The sequence below is a fragment of the Cupriavidus sp. UBA2010 genome (assembly GCF_002335265.1).
Classification (GTDB): Bacteria; Pseudomonadota; Gammaproteobacteria; order Burkholderiales; family Burkholderiaceae; genus Cupriavidus; species Cupriavidus metallidurans.
Genome location: NZ_DDCI01000012.1, coordinates 169556 through 187013, shown reverse-complemented (window position 1 = coordinate 187013; position 17458 = coordinate 169556). Strand labels below are relative to the sequence as shown.

Annotated in this window: 16 protein-coding genes; all 16 read right to left on the bottom strand. The window is 63.4% G+C overall.

Annotation, left to right across the window (positions count from 1 at the left end):
• Positions 1-5: 5 nt before the first annotated feature.
• The 16 genes from B2246_RS08245 to B2246_RS08170 all read right to left on the bottom strand — a co-directional run bounded on the left by B2246_RS08245 (position 6) and on the right by B2246_RS08170 (position 17458).
• Positions 6-5669 (bottom strand): hypothetical protein, encoded by a 5664-nt coding sequence (locus B2246_RS08245; protein WP_286882085.1) that lies wholly within the window; start codon positions 5667-5669, stop codon positions 6-8.
• Entirely contained in the window at positions 5669-7975 is a 2307-nt protein-coding gene (locus B2246_RS08240) for a hypothetical protein (RefSeq protein ID WP_286882086.1), read from the bottom strand. Before B2246_RS08240 ends, B2246_RS08245 begins: the two co-directional genes overlap by 1 nt.
• A gap of 2 nt (positions 7976-7977) precedes the next feature.
• Entirely contained in the window at positions 7978-8514 is a 537-nt protein-coding gene (locus tag B2246_RS08235) for a virion core protein, T7 gp14 family (protein ID WP_286882089.1), read from the bottom strand.
• Position 8515: 1 nt separating this feature from the next.
• Positions 8516-8974, bottom strand: coding sequence for a hypothetical protein (locus tag B2246_RS08230; RefSeq protein ID WP_286882090.1), 459 nt, complete (start codon positions 8972-8974; stop codon positions 8516-8518).
• Positions 8971-11793, bottom strand: coding sequence for a ubiquitin-activating E1 FCCH domain-containing protein (locus B2246_RS08225; protein ID WP_286882091.1), 2823 nt, complete (start codon positions 11791-11793; stop codon positions 8971-8973). The genes B2246_RS08230 and B2246_RS08225 overlap by 4 nt, the downstream gene beginning before the upstream one ends.
• A gap of 1 nt (position 11794) precedes the next feature.
• Positions 11795-12529 (bottom strand): hypothetical protein, encoded by a 735-nt coding sequence (locus B2246_RS08220; protein ID WP_286882092.1) that lies wholly within the window; start codon positions 12527-12529, stop codon positions 11795-11797.
• A 3-nt stretch (positions 12530-12532) separates the two neighbouring features.
• Positions 12533-12880 carry a capsid staple protein gene (gp10, locus tag B2246_RS08215; protein WP_286882093.1) on the bottom strand — a complete coding sequence of 116 codons (348 nt, stop codon included), beginning with the start codon at positions 12878-12880 and terminating at the stop codon, positions 12533-12535.
• The gene (locus B2246_RS08210; RefSeq protein WP_286882094.1) at positions 12877-13239 is read right to left on the bottom strand and encodes a hypothetical protein; all 363 of its coding nucleotides are present in this window, start codon (positions 13237-13239) and stop codon (positions 12877-12879) included. Before B2246_RS08210 ends, gp10 begins: the two co-directional genes overlap by 4 nt.
• A gap of 10 nt (positions 13240-13249) precedes the next feature.
• Positions 13250-13477, bottom strand: coding sequence for a hypothetical protein (locus tag B2246_RS08205; RefSeq protein WP_286882095.1), 228 nt, complete (start codon positions 13475-13477; stop codon positions 13250-13252).
• A gap of 59 nt (positions 13478-13536) precedes the next feature.
• Positions 13537-14013 (bottom strand): Bbp16 family capsid cement protein, encoded by a 477-nt coding sequence (locus B2246_RS08200; protein ID WP_286882097.1) that lies wholly within the window; start codon positions 14011-14013, stop codon positions 13537-13539.
• Positions 14014-14024: 11 nt separating this feature from the next.
• Complete coding sequence (locus tag B2246_RS08195; RefSeq protein WP_286882098.1) at positions 14025-15071, bottom strand: major capsid protein; 1047 nt, start codon at positions 15069-15071, stop codon at positions 14025-14027.
• A 99-nt stretch (positions 15072-15170) separates the two neighbouring features.
• A complete protein-coding gene (locus tag B2246_RS08190; RefSeq protein WP_286882099.1) occupies positions 15171-15914 on the bottom strand; it encodes a hypothetical protein in 744 nt (247 codons plus the stop codon).
• Positions 15904-16224: a hypothetical protein gene (locus B2246_RS08185; RefSeq protein WP_286882101.1), complete on the bottom strand. Its 321-nt coding sequence runs from the start codon at positions 16222-16224 to the stop codon at positions 15904-15906. Before B2246_RS08185 ends, B2246_RS08190 begins: the two co-directional genes overlap by 11 nt.
• The gene (locus B2246_RS08180; protein WP_286882102.1) at positions 16208-16894 is read right to left on the bottom strand and encodes a glycosyltransferase family A protein; all 687 of its coding nucleotides are present in this window, start codon (positions 16892-16894) and stop codon (positions 16208-16210) included. The genes B2246_RS08185 and B2246_RS08180 overlap by 17 nt, the downstream gene beginning before the upstream one ends.
• A gap of 160 nt (positions 16895-17054) precedes the next feature.
• The gene (locus B2246_RS08175) at positions 17055-17288 is read right to left on the bottom strand and encodes a hypothetical protein (protein WP_286882103.1); all 234 of its coding nucleotides are present in this window, start codon (positions 17286-17288) and stop codon (positions 17055-17057) included.
• Between the two features lie 2 nt (positions 17289-17290).
• Positions 17291-17458 carry a hypothetical protein gene (locus tag B2246_RS08170; RefSeq protein WP_286882104.1) on the bottom strand — a complete coding sequence of 56 codons (168 nt, stop codon included), beginning with the start codon at positions 17456-17458 and terminating at the stop codon, positions 17291-17293.

Sequence of the window (17458 nt, the reverse complement as noted above, 5' to 3'; positions counted from 1 at the left end):
AAAAATCAATCGCTGTTCTGTCCCATCGCATAGCCTCGGAAGGCTTCGACGACGTTGTGAGGCTTGGTTTTCCCTTCATGCACATCCGCTGCGTATTGTAGCGTCGTGCCCACTTGTCCGAGGCCGGGAATTGCAAGGCCCAGCGCGTTACCTAGATCCTTGATCGGGGCCTTGACCTCGTCGCCCTTGGCGACTTTGTAGAGGTCAGCGAACGGCTTGCCGATCGCGCCCAGCACGCTCATGTACGAGGGCACGCCGGCCGAGCTGTGACCCTCGAGCGCAGACCATGCTTCACGCAGCATCGGCACCATGGCCGCATATTCGCCTGTGATCGACCCGGCTACCCAGTGCGCCCAGGATTCTTCCTTGTCCGGCTTGTGCACCATGCCGGTCCAGAGCGCCGGCACGATCATGGCCATCATGTAGCGGGCCAGCACCTCCGGCTTGCTGAATCCGGCCGTGCGGAACTTGTCGACGATGTCCATGTGCTGGCCGAGCGAGTTGTTCATGAAGCCGTAGAGCGTCGTGAACATCTTCACGGCCTCGTTCTTGTCCTGCAGGATCATCGACCGCGCGGACTCGATGTTGCTGCTGTGGGCCTCGCGTACGATCTGGCTGGCATAGCGCACGGCATCTTCCTCACTCATGGGCTTGCCAGTGCCTCCACGGTTCTTGGGGACGCCCTCGGTGATCGCGCGGTCGTAGGCCGCCCAGGCGGTCGGCACGGCTGTCATCATGTCCGAGTAGGCGACCGCGGCGTGGCCGAAGCGCTCGGCCTTGGCGTGCAGGCTCTCGGGCTGGAACAGGGAAGACGATGTCTGACGGAAATCCCGGTCCTGCTGCATCAGGCGCGCGCGGATCTCGGGGAACTTCTCAATGGCGCCCTGTATCTGGCCGGCATTGTCCGTCGCCATCTTGGCCACCCGCGCGGCGAAGTACTTCTCCCCGCCGCCGCTGAAGTAGCCCAGCGACTTCAGGCCAGCCGCGCCGCCGTGCTTGAGCACCGTGGAGACACGCAGCGCGATGCCGTTGGCCACCACCATGCGCCGGGTGGCATTCATAATCTGGCCCAGCCGGCTCATCTGCGCATCGGAGTTCTGGCCGTTGGCCAGATCGCCCACCCATTGCTGCATCGACTTGTACTGCTCCGGGCCGTAGGACAGCAGGAACTGGCGACGGAAGTCCTGATCGCTCAGGATCTTGTGCACGTCGAGCAGCGCCTCGCGGTAGGCCAGGTCGTGGATGGTGTCGTGCAGTCGCTTCTCGATCGAGTGGAAGTCCAGATCCAGCCGGTCGACATAGCCCGTGCGCGCGTTCAGCGATCCGTTCGTCGTGGTGTCGGCGCGGAAGTAGCCGCGGCCAAACAGCCCTTCGCTCGGGTTGATGGCCGATGCGTCCGCCTTCTTCACCGCCAGCTTGGAGCGCAGAGGATCGTAGTCGATCGGCGCATAGCCGCCCTTCATGTCGACACCACCGGCAGTCCTGAAGGCGCGTGGCTCGATGTGGTCGGGCGAGACGTTGCCCAGCCGCTTGTTCATTTCGACCATCTGCGGCCAGTGCTTCTCGAAGGCATCCCAGGTGGCCTGCGTCGCCTGCCAGTCCTTGGCGGTCATGTGCTCGTTGAGGAAGGCCCAGACGTCCCTGGGTTCCCAGCCCATGCCCTTGGTCAGTTTCTCGAAGTTCGATTCGTTGCCGACATGGCGCGCAATCCCCAGCATATCGCCGCGGGTCAGACGCCGGTAGACCGGCTGGCCCTGTTCATGCGTCAGGTCGGCGTCCAGCAGGCGACTGTTCGGCACGACATCCAGCAGCCCCTTCTGCCAGTCGACGCCCAGCTTGTCGGCCGCCGCGCGGAACTCCATCGACAGGCTCTTGAGCATATCGACCTTCCGGTAGTTGGCATCGAACACGCGCTCGAAGATGGCCTTGGTGAATGGCCCCATGACCTCGTGCATGTCGAACTGGTTGGCCTTGAACTGCTGGCCCTTGAACTCGGCGGCCGACGCACGCAGGAAGGACGCCATCCGGTCCAGCGCCACCTTGAAGAATGGATCGACGCCGGCGCGCGGCTTGTCGACCAGTTCCGCCGTGGTGAACTTCTCGCCACGTGCCTTCATCTTGCCGACCAGGCCGGTGACGACCTCGGCCAGATCCATCTTCTTGCCCTCGACCGTCACGGACTTTCGTTCCTTGGCGATCTGCTCTAGGCTGCGGATCGTGTCATTGAAGCCGCGCAACTGCTCGACCGTCATGTCCTTGTAATGCATACGGACCGACGGGTTCAGCATGTCGGGATGCTGGACCGGCGCGTAGCCGAAGGCTTTCTGGGTATCCACCCAGGTCTGCAGTTGCACCTGCTCCTTGGTCGGGCCGGCTGGCGGCGCCTGGCGGAAGTCGAACCGCTCGCGCAGCGCGTCGATCTGATCGAGGATGTCCGGATCCATCTTCGCCCGGATGCTGTCGCGGTCGTAGCGCTTCTGAGCGTCCACGATCTTCTTGATCTGCGTCTGCGCGTCGCGCGCAACCTTGGCCAGCCTGTTGGACAGCAGCGCCTGGCGCTGGGCCTGCAGGGCAGCGGCCGGGTCTTTCGGCGCCTGCGCGATAGCTTCCTTGTTAGCCTTGGCCTCGGCTACCTCGTACTGGCGCGGATTGACGTCGCGCACGCGCTTGGCGGCGATGGTCGTCTCGGCAGCTTCCGTAGCGGCGCGCGCCAGTTCCCGGGCCGGGATGGGGGACTTGGCCAGGATCTTCAGGCCGGTGGCCATGAACCGCGCGCGTGCCTCGTTGTGCACCGCTTCGTTCGCCGCGGCATCGATGGCAGCCGGGTCGACCAGTTCGCCGTGGCGCTGCAGCATGCGCTCGTCGGTCAGGCGCGCGATCTTGTCGGCCGGCTTCTCACCGTCGATCAGGTTGCGCACCAGCTCGTCGCCGCTGCCGATGCCGAACATCTCAGCCACCATGTCGGGATGCATGCCGCTCTTGCTAGTCATACCGCGCAAGCGATCCAGATCCGGGCGATTGAGCATGCTCTCCGGGTACATCACCTTCACGTCTTCGGTATTCAGCTTGGCATCGCCGGAGCCGAGCGGGCGCAAGTCTGGGCCCTCCTTCCCGTTTTCGTCCAGAATCTTCCCGGACTTCAGGAATTCGCGGGCGCGCTCGGTCGGCTCGTTGCTGACCTCCTTGGTCACCTCGTCGCGGATCGTTTTGCGCGCATCGTTGGCCTCGCGCTGGATGGCCTTGAGCGCCTTGGACTTGGCATTGCTCGCCCACTTCATATCTCGCAGGCTGCGGGTCTGCATGTCGCTGACGGCATCGGCTGTGGCCTGCTGCCCGAGCGCGGCATAGTCCGAGAGCTGCTGCTCGGTCGCGCCGCTCTTAGACAGGTCAAGCGGGAAGTAGCCGCGCTGCTGCTCGGTCTGGCGGATCGCGTCGTCGCTGGCCAGCAGCCGGTCGAAGACGCCGCGCACCTCCGGGGTGAGTTCCGCGTTCAGGCCGGAAATGCTGCGGTACACGTTCACCAGCCAGGAGCGGAAGCGGGAGAACAGTGACTGCAGCGCGGCGTTCGGCGCCTTCCCCTCCATCAGGTACGTTTCGAAGCCGCGGGCGAACTTCTCGTGCATATCGCGCTGCTGCTCGAGCGTGCGGCCCTGCCAATCTGCCAGATCCTTACCGCCCATCCACTTGATGGCGGTTTCCATGTCCTGCCGGATCTGCGGTGGCGCGTCTGGACGGGCGGACAGGTCGCCCAGCGTCGACAGGAAGAAGTGCCCGGACTCATGCAGGAAGGTACTCAGGTCGGCATGCTGCAGGAGCGCGACCGTGTTTGTGTCCGGATTGAACGCGCCCCGGTCGCCGGCCTTCTCCAGTCCGCCGCCGACGTCCTCGCCGACGATGCGTAGCGGCGCCTTCTCAAACAGCTCGCCAGGCTTCATCCCGACGCGCTCGGCCATGGTGCGGTAGAACTCGGTTACGGGCGCGATACTTGCGCGAGCGACGTCATCCGGGAAGTGGCCCGTGGCCTGCATCTGCTCGAAGAGCTTGTCGCCGATGGCCTTCACCTCAGCGTCACCGGCCGCTTCCTGCTGGTGCTGATCGGCGATCTCCTGGGCCCGGGTGACCATATCTTCCTTGGCACCCTCGAAGAACTTTTGCCCATCGGCATAGGTCATGCCGCCCTCTTCCACCTTCAGGTTCGGCAGAATGGCCTTGTCGACGTCGGTGCCGGCGATGTGAGTGGCGTAGTCCTCGATCGGAATCTGCACGTCACCGCCTGTGCGCTGCGCCTCGTTCATGCGCTCGGGCAGACCGGGCATATTGTTCGGGTCGATCGCTGACTGGTGCAGGGCCTCTGCCAGCACGTTGCCGTCGACATAGACATCGGTCAACGCGCCGTCCTCGCCGGCCTGCTTGACGTACTCATGGAAGGCGTCCGGGTCGTGCTCACGTAGCTTGGATCCGGCCGCCAGCTCGCTCAACTTGGCGATCGCATTGCCGCCACGCTCGGCCGTTTCCGCCTGCAGGCTATCGGCATAGGCTTGGCGCACGCCGTCGTTCAACGCGCGCGGACCCATCACGCCGGACATCACCGCGCCGCCCAGGCCCGACAGGATCAACTGTTCATGATCGAAGCTCTGCTGCTGCGGCATAACCAGATTCATCGCCTGGCGCGACACCTCACCCGTGACCGCACCGGAGACGGCGCCAGTCACCAGCCGCGTGCCCAATCCCCCCGGCGCCCCCAGCGGCACGATTCCGCCCAAGGTGGTGGTGGCATAGGCCATCTGGCTCGCGCGCACGGCCTGCCCGAGGTCGCCGGTCTGGTCGTACACGTCCTTTCCTGTGTTGACTGCGGCGGTCAGCGAGGGGAATACCATCGCGCGGGAGCCGTGCGCCACCGCTTCGGCGATCCCTTCCACCGCCGTCTTTGTGGCCTGCGCGGCGGCCGGTGCTTCCCCAGCGCCACCGGTTAGCACGATCTGCGCCAGCGTGCCGAGCATGCTGCCAACCGTATCGGCAGCCTTCACCCCGAACGATGCTTCCTGCGGCGGTGTGAGGAATGGCTGCGCCTGCTCACGCGGCTTCACCATGTTCTCGTACCACCAGTCGGCCGCATGCGATCCGGCGACCAGATCGACACCCTTGGCGATGGGGCTTAGCGCCCGGTTGACCGCCAGCGCGGCCGAGTTCATGGAGCTGCCGAGTCCGCGGAACGCGCCGAACGCCATATCACCGGTGCCGCTCACGATCTTGCCGATCGTCGACATGCTGCTGAAGTCGTCCTGCGCCACCCGAGCGCTGTCCGGATTGCCCGCTACCCACTGGGCGAACTTCGGATCGTCGGCCAGGACCTGGGCATTGTCCTGCGCCTTGGCTTGCGCCTCGTAGCGCGGCAGGTCCGTTTCGACGGCAGCCTGGGGAACGCTAATCTGGCGCCCGATCCGGGCAGCCTTACCGGCCGCGTCAGCGCTGGCCGGGCTATTGGAAACGGCCACCGCCTGCGCGCGCTGCGTCGTGTCCCGCATGTATTGCGACTTCTGGCCCTGCAGAAAGCCCTCGAACGAGTCGGTCGCGGGCGCGGACTCTGGTGCCAAAGTTGGCACTTTCGGCGGCTGGCTGGCGTCCGGCGTGGCGTTCTGCTGCAGGAAGGATTCGAAATCGTCGGCCATCACTTGCCCTTGCGTTGGGACAGTTTGTAGGCGGTGTACCACTTGCCTAGTTCGTCATCGGTCGGCGCGCGGCCCATAACGCGCTGGTAGGCAGCCGCCAGTTGTGGCCTCTGCTCATCGGGAATCTTCGCCGTGAATTTCGTCGGATCAGTCGATTCGAAGGCCGAAATCTTGTCGTTGAACGTGTACCAGTGGCCGGAATCCTGCGTGCCTTCGGCCAGCAGCGAGCCCGCGATCTTGCGCGTGGTCGAAGTGTCCGGGTACTTCTGGTTGGCGTCGTGGTAGGCGTCGAGCGCCTCCTGAAACTTCCCATAGAACTGCTCGGTACGCTTCAGGTTCGTCTCGTCGGTCTTCTTGACCACCGATCCCAGGCCCAGCGGGCGCAGCATGTCATCTACGTTGCTCTTGGCGCGCGACCAGTTCAGGTCCTTGTTCTGCTGGCTCACGTCGCGCTTGGCCGCGCTGGTCTGCTGGTTGATCAGCTGCATCAATTGCGGCTCGGGGATCTTGCCGAAGTACTGCGACAGATCCGCCTTCATGAACGTCTCTGGGTCGTTCGCCGCTTGGCCGCGCAGCCGGTAGTAGGTATCAAGCGAGTCCTGCGTCATCTTCAGCGTGCCCGGATTCGTTAGGCGCTCGGTGACAGCCGCCTGTCCGGCCGGCGACAGCTGGCTGTACTGAGCATAGGCCACCGGGTTCGCGACCAGATCGGCAAAGGACGTGATCGGCTTTGCGCCAGACACCGGATCGCCAGAGAGCGACTTGGCCAGTTCGCCGCTGGCGGCCTGCTGCCGTGCCTGCTGCTGGGCGATGACCGCATTGGTATTGCCGGCCACAGTCGCCGCGGCCACGTCCCCGGCACGCTTGGCCGCCAGAGGGTTGCCAGTCAGTTGCAGCACGTGGGCCTGGGCCTGCTGCCGTGCCTGCTCGGCTGTCGCCTCCTGATTGGCCTTCATCGTCGCCGGGTCTTGCGCGAGCCCGACCGGCTGCGGAGCGATAGCGGCGGCGTTTGGCACGCCTGCGGCATTGCCCACCGGGAGCGTTCCGCTGACCGCGCCGGCCGCGGCGCCAACCGGTTGCTGGTTCACAGCCTTGCGCCAGCCTGGCGACTCGACGTCGAACATGGCGTTCAGCACCTTGGTGCGCACGGCCGGGTCCTTCAGATCGATCCTGGCATCCGGCGCCACGCCCACGGCCTTGGCCACGGTGGCGGCGTACTTCTGCGGGTCATTATTGTCGGACGCCGGCGCCCAGCGATTGATGACACCCTGGATCGTGTCGATACCGTGCTTGGTCCCGTACGCCTGCAGGTTGGCATCGGCCGCCTGCATCCCTTCCTGCGGCGTGGAGAACTGGCGGAACTGGCCGGTCTTGGCGTCCTTCAGGTTGCCGAAGTTGTTGTTGCGCACGCCCAGCGACCCGCTCCCCGGCGTCGCGGTCGGGCTGGTGGCTGCGTTGCCATACTGCACGCCGATCTGGTCGGCCGCCTGGCTCGACAGTTCCGACTGGATGGCCGGCAAGTCGCGCGCCAGGATCTGGCCCCGCACGTCCGTATGCCGGCTGTTGCCGGCGCCATCCGTCCAATTCTCGCCATCCTTGAGCAGCGATAGCGCGGTCGATGCCTGTCCCGCCGCGGCGATGCCCTTCAGTCGGTCGATCCACGAGGCGCTTACGTCCTTCTGGATCTGCGCATTGACGTACTCGACCGGCTGGCCGCTGTAGATGCCGTGCGTGGTGCGCTCGGAAATGATCGAGGCGAGCGCGCCATTGAACGCGTTCGGGTCGTTCCAGTGCTGGGCGGCCGTCTGCTGGTAGGTCGAGACCAGCCCGGATGACGTCTGGTCCTCGTAGACCTTCTGCTGCTGGGTGGCGTGCCGCGCCGCGCCGTCGGCGTTGAAGGCGATGGTCTTGCGCGCGATGCTGTCGAACATGCGCTGCTGCATCGGATTGGTGAGCTGCTCGCGCTGCTGCTCGCGGATGTCCTCAAGTTGCTTCTGGTATTCGGGCAGCGCGTCGACAGCGGCCTTGCCCTGCAGGCTCATGTACTTCTGCGTGGCATCGGTGATCGCTGGGAACGTAACCTTGTAGTACTGGTCGTTGACGTCCGTTTCGTTCTTGATGGCCTGCTGAGCCTCGGCAATCTGGGCTGCATCGTTGCCGACCTTCTGCAGGCTCTGGCCGGCTTGTTGTGCGGCCTGTCCGATCTGCGCGCCGAAGGCGTCAGGCGAGGCGCTGATTTGTTGCGGCGCGAGCGCGCCGGTGCTGAAGATGCTCTGCGACGTTTCGAGTTTCGGCAGGACTGGCATGATCAGGTCAAGGCCCCACTGGTCCTGAAGCTGTTGTAATCCCGCCCGAATTGGCCGGCCCCACTCAGTAGCGACGAGAAGCCGCCGATATAGCCAGCAGTCGCTGCGTTGTTCCCCTGCATGGTGTCAAGCTGGGACTGTGCCGAATAATTCGCGCCCTGGTTCCGATAGTTCCACGCAGCGCGCGCGGCATTGCTGACGATCGTCGCGCCATTGAGTTGGTCAACCTGCGCCATACCCTGCTGATTGCGCAATGCGCTGCCGTTGTCCAGCTCGACGCCACCGGCCCCCATGACCGCCCGGATCATCCCATGATGCTGGGCGGCCTGTTCCTGTTGCGCCTGGAGTTGCTGGTTCCCTTTCTCGATCTCGGCGTTCGCGTTCATCCCCGCGATCGTGGCGTTGTTCTGGGCCACCTGCGCCTGATAAGCGGACGCGGCCTTAGCCGCCTGTCCCTGCTGAATGGCGCCATATGCCGATACGCCAGCGCCTACCGCCGTGACAGCCAGTGCTACGGGTACAAGTGCTGCTGCGCCCATGTCAGGCTCCTATCTCGAATTGACGGAACAGCGCTCGCGAGACGCCCCATTCTTCCGGGTCACCCAACTTCGCGCCCAGCCATTCCAACCAGCGCACCGACTCCACGTATCTTGCGTCTACCCGGCCGATCAGGCGCGGGTGATGCTCAAGCAGTTCCGGTAACAGCTTCTTGCAAGCCCGTGCGAACTGGTGGCTGTGGCGTTCAACCAGTGGCGTAGTCAGGAACCATGGATAGCTGAAATCACTCAACGCGGCCTGTGACGCGATGCCGAACATGCATGCCACCTCACCATGGACCACCCATGCCCACGCCACGGAAGATCGCTTGACCTCCATCAGCAGCACGTCAAGCGGCGTCATGCCATAAGCGTCTTTAACCTCGCGCACCTCCGCCTCGCGCATGTTCGGCGCCATCTGGTACGCGTGCGCCGCGGTGGCAGCTACGATCTTGCCGATCATCGCGTGTCTCCAATAACCACTTCCGGAATCAGGGCCAGGATCGTGGACGGTAACGGATCGTCCTGCTGGACGCATATCTGGCCCGGGACGTTGTAATTGGCCGGGAGCGGAACGCGCTTGTCGCCGGTGTAAAGCATGATCGGCTGTCCCATGGGCTCGTTCGTGCATTCCTTGATCTCGACCAGGCTGTCGAACGTCGGCCCAGCCTTCAGGCCACGCGTGTCCTGCATACGCACGGTGACAGCCGGGATGGTCTTGCGTTTTGACTGGATTGTTCCGTCCTGCGACTGGACATCGAGGTAAAGGCTTTGCAACTGGCAGGTGAACGGCAGCCCCACCGTGATCGCGCTATATGCCCGGTCCAGCGTGACTGAACCATTCACCACTGTCTGCTGCGGCGCTACGTTGCCGTCCGCCAGGATCGAGACGACTTGCCCATTCAGATGATCAAGGCCACTGATCGAAGTGACAGGAGTCGTCACTGACCACGTGCCCGCTACAGCCGGCCATGTGCTCGCCAACTCGCTCGTGATGTTCACGATGATCTGCGATGGCGCCGGAATAGAGAGAACCGCGCCCACGCCGCCATTGACCCGGACGATATCTCCCACCTGCGTAGAGCCGAATACGGCAGCGTTCGCGTTCATCGTGACGGGACTTGCGAGGATCGCCTGAAGCGCTGCGCCGGATCCTGCGCCAGTCGGGTCGAATGCCGTCAACGTGGGATTGGTCCAATTCGTCCCCTGCTGCGATGGCGTGACTGCGGTGATGACGCCTCCGACGATGGTTGGGACCAGCACGGCCCCTGACCCGGTATCGTCCACCACATTGATGACTGTGCTGGCACTGTAGTTCTGCCCCCCGTCGATCACGTGCACGCCGTAGATCACAGGAACGGCGCTGGGCGCAACAGGCGTCAGCGTGGCGTTCGGCTTGTTGAGCGGATACTGCAGGCCGGCGTCGACGCACCAGGCGCGGCTAGGGTCGGCAGGCAGACCGATAGTCGGGTCACCCCCCATCTGCCGGCTGGCGAAGCGCTCGATGTACTGCAGGTACTGGCCATTCACGAGCCGCTCGACGATGACATAGACGGCGTTCTCCTGCCCCTCGCTCACAGAGCAGATGCTCTTGTACAGGCCATCCGTGTCGTGGTGCGACCATGCGTAGACATCCTGCTCCTTGAGGTACGCCAGCGATAGCAGGACGCCATCGTCGCGCACGCACCAGACGAGCTTGAACGGTTCTTCTGAATAGCACCATTCGGTAATCTGATGACCGTAGAACAGATGGTTGGCGAGAAGCGAAATGTCGGTGCCAGTGAAGACATTGACATAGAAGTTGTACGACAGGTCGCGCACGATCGAGCCCTTCGACTGCACATACAGGATGTCGTAGTTGATGATGAGCGGCGGCACGTCGCTGCAGCCGTTATAAGCTTGCGGGACCGCCTGGATCTGCTGTGGGGTGATTGCAGTTCCCGTGCTCCCCGCGTCAATCTTCCAGGCGCCGCTGGAGGTGAGCGCGATCAGGCTCTGCATCGGCACCAGATGCTTGATGGCATTCACCTGCTGGCTGGCGATCGTGATCTCGATGTTGTCGTTGTCCTTCGACGGGATCGAGTAATCCATGTTGAAGAAGTCGCCCGACTTCGAGAAGTCGATCTGCTCGGGCGCATTGGCCATGCCTCCGAATGCCTGGCGCTGCTGGTAATAGGTCACGCAGCCCGGATTACCTGCCGAGGTGAACGGGTTGTAAGCCTGCGGCGGGCAGCGCGTGAAGTCAGGCAGGATGTTGTCGTCGATGAACGAGTTCGTCCCGGCCGGCGTCGTCGAGCCAATGTACCCAAGCAGCGCGCCCTGCGGCACGTTCGATCCGAGGTTCTCCTGCGTGCGGTAGATGTTGTACAGCGTCGCACCCGTCACAGAGTTCCACGTGACCTTGTTCTGTGCGCCCACGTTCTGCCCCAGCGCGAGGCTAGTGCTGTAAGCCGTAGTCGACGGCAGGCTCTCGACGCCCTTGACGATGGCAGTCACCACATAGCCATACTGCGTGTTCGGATAGGCCGTCCCAGTACCGTTGTTCTGGAACGCCACGGCCGCACCCGTGGGCGCAGCGGATGACGGCTGGAAGGTGACCGCGGCGAGTTGCCAGTTGGCGTTACCGAGACGCTTCAGTGTGTATGGCGAATAGCTCGGGTGCGTCAGCGTCATGGTGTCGGCCGACTGCGTGAACTTGAGCAATGCCAGGTCCGTTGCTGCATATGGCGTGCTGATCGTGTAGACGCGCGCGGCGCTCCCACCGGAAAGGTAGCCACCGTATGCGACCGTATTGATCGGCGCACCGTACATGTCCGTCAGGGTGTAGGTGTTCGTCGTTGCGTTGGTGATGATGGCGTAACGCTGGTTCAGCTGCGTCATGCCAACGATGCCAGACAGGAACACCAGATCCCCGTTGCTGTAGCCGTGCGCGTTGTCCGTGACGACGCCGGGGCTCGCCTGTGTGATCCCGCTGATGGCCGTGATCGGTTCCAGCACATAGCCGCCATTCGTCACGAAGCGCAACGACTGATTGCCGAACACCAGCGCGTAGGTCTGCTGGGTGTTGAACTGGAACGGGATCAGCCGGTTCGGCGTGGTGCTGTCCTTAACCTGGCCGACGAACTGCGTGCCGGTGCGGGAGGAAGCGCCGCCGCGATAGTCGACGAAGTAGTTGCGCAGACGCGCCGCGCCGACGTGGTACTTCGCCAGGTCGACGCGACCATACATCGACGGCGCCAGCTCGCCAGCGCCAAACGAGGGAAGGATTACTGGCTGGGCCATGTCAGGTGATCAGGGTCAGGTTCTGCGGTCCGTAGGAATACAGGCCGCCATCTGGCCACGCCCAGTCCGACGCGTAGCCGCGCACGCGCATCCAGTCTGGGATGCTGTCGATCACGGTGATGCCCTCGTTGCCGTTGATGGCCCGCGCGTCCATGACGTACTTGATCGCCATGTCGAACGCCATTTTCATCATGGCCTTGTCGCCGGTCAGCGCGATGCACACCCGGGCGCCGAGGTAAGCGGACAGGGCTTGCACAAACAACTCGTCCCACATCGCCGTATTGGTGTTGCGGAACGTGTATATGCCAACCGCCTGCGGCTGGTTGGTCAGGATGACGCTGGTCGGATTGCCGTTGACGTCGTTGTCGGTGCCAAGAATGAAGCGCACCGGTGGACCGACTGCCGCGACGGGAGAAGGCGTACCGGGCGCCGGCACGGGCTGCACTTGGATCTGAGGCTGCAGGTAGCGAAGCAGTAGGCAGTCGCTGGGATACGCGTACTCGTACAGCCACGGCGTCGGGACTGTGCCGCCAGCCGTGCCATCCTGTAATAGCGTCAACGGGATCTGCTTGCGGGAGAAATTCCAGTGCGCCGCGCGCAGTACCGAGGCGACGGCATTGTCCCAGTGCCGATTGATGGCGTTGGCCTCGGCGCTCCCCTCGTTGAGGGCAGCAATCGTCGAGCGCGTGCCGATCACATCCAGCGCCATGTTTGCAATGCCGACCTGCGATGCCATCGCTTACCCCTTCTTCGAATAGAGCTTGTTGGCCGCTTCCTTGAAGCCACCGCGCTCGGCCGCTGCGTCTTCTTCCATCTCCTGTTCGGGCGGTTCCTCCAGTGCCATCTGCTGGATCTGCACGCCCAGGCACTTCGACTCACCGTACTCGCTAGACTCGGAAGTGCTCACGACCTCGCCGCAGACATAGAAGCAGACCTGATCGCCGAGCTTCGGCATCTCGTCGATGCCAAGCTTCTCCATGTCTTCCTTGTTCAGGCTGAGACGCAGGCCGCAGGGATAGGGGCTCGGCTCCGGATAATCGGGGCCGGTGAAGTCCTCGTCCCGTGCCATATCGACGATCTTCATCATGACAGTCGCTCCACGCGGCCAGCCTGTGCGCCTTCAGAGATGCGATAGCTCGCGTTGCCGCTGGTGTAGGCAGTCATTTGCACGCGGTAATAGACGCCAGGCTCGACCTCATCCTCTTGCAGGGCGCCGGGACTAGTGAACGTGATCACGCTGCCGGTGCGCTTGTTGATGACCGGAACCCACGTGGTGCCGCCGTCGAACGAGCACTGCACGGAAACCGTGCCGGTGAAGACGCCCCAGACGGCGACGTTGAAGTTGCCAAGCAGCGCAAGCTGGGCGCTCGCAGCATTCGCCGCGCCCAGTGTGCCGGTGACGACGGATTGGGCCTGCTCTGCGCCGCCCGCTACAAAAACGCCCATGTCTTGCTCCTTAGTTGACCGAGGTCATGGCCAGGATCGGGTCCAGATAGCTGGGTGCCTTCTTCTTGGCGACTTTGGCAGCGGCATTGATCGGCTCCATGTGGTGGCCGGGGATGCCCTTGTATTCGATGACCGAGCCGATTTCCAGCAACTTGTCATCGATGTATGCCTGTTCGGTGAGTCGGTATTGCGGTGCTTCGTTGTTGACCAGGTCCTTGTCTTGAACGGTGTCGGACATTTGCGAATCTCCTGAGGGTTAAGAGAAGGCCCGGCGCTTGGCCGGGCCGGTGGTGGCGCTTAGTTGCTAACCACGATGCCCGGTTTGTAGTACCGGTTATCGTCCGGGGTGCTGAGGTGTGCGATGACGGCGCCAGCAGTGTTGGCACCGGCGTTCACGTAGGCCGTGCGCAGGTAGCGCGGGGGCGGACCAGCATCCGGGTTCACCGAGGGCATCTTCAGCGCCAGGCGTTGGCCTGCCGTCAGCGAGGCAATCGCAATCGCGCCCGTCTCGCTGTAGGTAGTCCACGTGACGTTGTCGGTCGAACCCTGCAGCTGGAAGTTCACCGACGTGCCACCGGCGTATGCCGTGGTGATCAGGAAGCTGACAGTCAGGTTCCCGCTCATCGAATCGCCGCCGTCGCCCAGGTCTCGGGCGTTCAGCAAGTCGATCGTGTTGGTGCTGGTGGTGGTGGCGCCGCTGGCGAACTGATTGACGCCAGCGAGGCCCGACGTGGCGATCGTGCCGTCGAACACGAGGTTTCCATCGATGATCATGGCATCGCTCCTTAAACGAGACGGGATTCGGTCGACAGGATCGCGTCAACCGTGCGGATGGGAATGCCGCGGAAGGTGGTGATGGCTTTGCCTTCCCACTCTTCGAGACGCAACAGGACGTTGGTCTTGTTCACGGCCTGGATGTCCAGGTACGTGCGGATCGTGCGGTTGCAGTAGATCGCCAGGCGACCCATCTGCATCATGCCGCCATCCGGTGCATCGGACTTCTGCTCCGTCGAGACACGCACCGGCGCGGTCGGCAGGCGGTGCACGCCGCGGATCAGGGCGTTGATCAGGTTGGCGGCCGAGCCACCCGACAGCAGCGAGACGTCGATGTTGGCCAGACGCACCACATAACGCCAGTCGCGCACGGTCAGGCCCATGTCCCACTTGAAGTGGGTACGGTAGCCCTGATACAGGTTGCCGTTCGCGTCGGTCAGCGGCCACTCACCCAGGTCACGGTGCTGCAGACCGGAGATCTTGCCCTTCGGGAAGATGCCGTGCAGCGTGTTCGGGCCCCAGCAGGCGACCCACACCGAGGTATTCGTCGACAGCGTGCCGCCGCAATCGATCACGTTGGCAGCCGTCTGCGAGTTCGCAATGGTCACCGTGTTGTAGCGCGGTGCCAGGCCCATGAAGCGTTCGGGGTTGACCGTCACGTTGCCATAGAACAGCGTGCTGGCCATCTGCTGGTTCATGCCTTCGAGGAAGGCCATGTCTTCCGACAGACGGAACTCGGCGGTGTTGCCGTTCAGGTCGGCCAGGTCCTTGTCGATTTCGCTGTAGCACTCGAGCATGCCGCAGTTGTCGGTGACCTGTGCGGTCGTGGACTTGGTCTTCACGACGCCGTAGTTCAGCAGGCGCCACGTTGCGGCCGGAAGGCCGGTGCGTACGGTCGTCTTGTGGCCGGTCGGCAGGTTGCCTTCCACCACGAGCATGTCGTCCAGAATTTCGTTGGTCTGCGACAGCAGATTGATGATGGTGGCGACCTTGCCGTCGTCGTCCATCCGCTTCGCCCAATCGGCGTAAGTCAGGGCGGTGCCCCCGATGATTGCCATGGTGTAACTCCTAAGTTTGCATGGTCAGTTCTCCTTGCTTTGAGTCGTCATCGGTTGGCCGTGTCAAGGTGAGGCCGTTTCGATTCTCGACGTGGAGGGTTAGCCTTCGTGCCCGTTGCCGAGCCCTGCCATCTGCGGGTACAGGGTCGCCCCTGCAGTCTTGGTGCTACTGCCTGGATTGCCTCGTACCGGTGTGGCGGGTGCGTGAGGGGCTACCGCCTTGAACAGGCCGCGAACAATGTCCGGGTTGTTGCCAGCGCCCGTCATGTTGAGCGCTTCAAAGAACTTGCCAGCATCTTCCCCCAGGAGGTTCTTGATGCCAGCCTTCGTTGCGGCGAGGTTCTTGTCGAGGTCGGCACCACCGATGACGGGGTCGTTCCTGATTTGTTCCTGCCACTGGTTTTGCAGATCCGTCCACGCGCGATACGGCGCTTCGGTGATCTGCTTGATCTCGGCCGTGTACATGTCGACCAGCTTCTGCGCAGTCTCCTGCGGAAGCTTCGCATCGGCGGCCAGCTTGCTGAACTCGCCCAGCTTTGCCTCGTCGAGCGTCATGCCCTCGGGCAGCTTGAATGCCTCGTATTCGATGGGCTTGTCGTCGGCCGGCTTGTCTTCCGGCTTATCCGCTGGCTTGTCTTCGGGCTTCGTCTCGTCGGCCGGCTTGTCGTTCAGCAGGCTCTCGGGCGGCGTCAGGCCAGGATCGGCAGCCGGGGCTGCGGCCGGAGCGCCAGTGTCAGCAGCAGGCGTGGCAGCAGGTGCGGCCGCAGGGCCACCACCAGCATCGGCAGCGCCACCAGCTTCGTTCATGAGCACATAACGGTGGAGCAGTCGCTTAAGCAGCATTTGCATTCTCCTTGACCATCTGCACGTATTCGTCCATGCAGAGGCGTTGGATGTCGGTGAGGATCGGCATGGCCGCGTTGCGCTGGCCCAGGTTGAAGTAGTCCTTCGAGTTGCCGTTGAAGACGACCGCGAACAGGCCGCAGTTCGACAGGAACTCCCACATCCAGACCCGGCCGTCAGCGCTGCCCATGATCTGCTTCAGGCCATTGACACGACGAGCCTCGCGGGCCTTGGCGCGCTTTTCTTTCTCCTTGACGGAGGCGCGATCGCCGACGTCGTCGTACTGCTCGATGTCAGTGGACGATGACATTGCTTTCCTCCGGTTGGACCTGCACGGCAGGGATGGCGTTGTGCGCCTGGCCGATGTGGCGCAGGTGGAACGAGACGGACCAGTCCAGCCAGACCTGGTGTCCGGCATTGCGCGCCCAGCGGCAGAAGAAGTAGTCTTCGCCCTCGATCCATGGTTCTGCGCCGCTCTCAAGGTGGGCAGGCGTCTGGAATGGCAGCGTCGGGCCATCATCGAACACGCTCAGCCTGACCAGCAGGCAGCCGCCCGGTAGCGCGCCAACTTCCATCAAGCCGGCGCCATCGACTTGCTGCTGCGACATCGCGTCGTGCAGAAGCTGGCCGCCCACGGTCTTGCCCAGCAGCCGGTGCGGTTCCTCGCGCTGGATGTACGTCCCGCCGACGATGTCCTTGTCGTGGGAGAGCAGCCGGCGCAGCGTGTCCGGGTGCAGGACCATGTCGCTGTCGAGGAACAGGATGTAGTCGACGCCGAGCTCGCGCGCTTCCTTGACCAGCCGGTTGCGGTTGTTCGCCACCAGCGAGCCCTTGGTGTTGATGAGCGCGATGGGCACGGCTTCGAACGACTGTCCGCCCTGCGTGAAGCCGGAGGCGCGGTAGGCCATCGCGGCGAGGGACATGGCGAAGTCCGCATGGACCATGTCGGTGGAGGGGATGCAGATCGCAACGCGCTTCATAGCGTCACCTCCACTTCCTTTGAGGCGAGTGTGTGGCTAATTTCGGAACTTGGCCCAAAGGGCTGCAGTCTCTGCAGGTAGTGATCTACCGTATTCTCTAGGGCCTCTACACTCTTACAGACCAACGGGATCTTGATCACGAGCTCGGCGACGATGATTTTCATTTGGCCACCACCTTGCAGAACGGGGATTGATACGGCAGGTGCTGGGCAATGATCGCCTCCGCCCGCTCCTGGGTGTACTCCGTCGCCTGATCGCGCTCGGTCGTCCACCCGCCGTACTGACCAGCGCCGTAGTCTCGCCCGAGCTTCTCGCTCAGGTAGACCGGCGCGACGTCGCCGACGCGTTCGATGATGTGCCCGCCGTTGGTAGCTTGGGCGTCCAATTGATCCACGGTCAATCTCCTTTGTGGTTGGGATACAGCGTCTTAGCGGGCGACTTCTTCGCCTCCCGCTGGGTATTCAGTGCGATGGCGATGGCCTGCTTACGCGGCTTGCCAGCGGCCTCCTCGGTCTTGATGTTCTTGCCAACACTCGCCTTGGAGCCGGATTTGTCGAGCGGCAT